General features: G+C 47.9%; 1 protein-coding gene. It reads left to right on the top strand.

Annotated features, from left to right (window positions below; all coding sequences use genetic code 11):
- Positions 1–35 precede the first annotated feature (35 nt).
- On the top strand, positions 36–507 hold a 472-nt coding region (locus R7P74_RS29705), incomplete at its 3' end, for a protein kinase domain-containing protein (protein ID WP_318124340.1).

The following is a 507-nucleotide window of genomic DNA, read 5'->3' on the forward strand; positions in this document are numbered from 1 at the left end:
AATCATATGCCGAAAAGGCAAAACGGCTCTGTTCGATGAAACATGATCGACTGTTGCGTGCCCTGGATTATTTCAGTGAACTGGGACGTCAGTATTTGGTTTTGGAATCGGTTGAAGGAGATGATTTTGTCACTCTTCTGGAAAAAAATCAGCGTCCTTTCGCCCTTGCCGACGTTTTGCGTTGGGCTGATCAGATGCTGGATGCATTGAATTACCTGCATAATTTTTCACCGCAGATAATCCATAAAAACATCAGGCCGCGAAACATACGGCTCGCAATCGACGGAAACATAAAAATCACCGCTTACGGACTCAGCGACGAAAACGACGTTTCTTTAACCACTTCTCTGACAGATGAAGGTGCGGAATCCGCCGTACTGAATTATTCACCGCTCGAGCTGATTTGGGAAAACCTGGATGCCGCATCACAGAAAGTCATTCTGAGCGGTTACGATGACCGTTCGGAGCGGCTTCTGAAGCAGCCGCCGGACGCCCGCAGCGATATTT

The sequence above is a fragment of the Vibrio sp. 2033 genome (genome assembly GCF_033339735.1).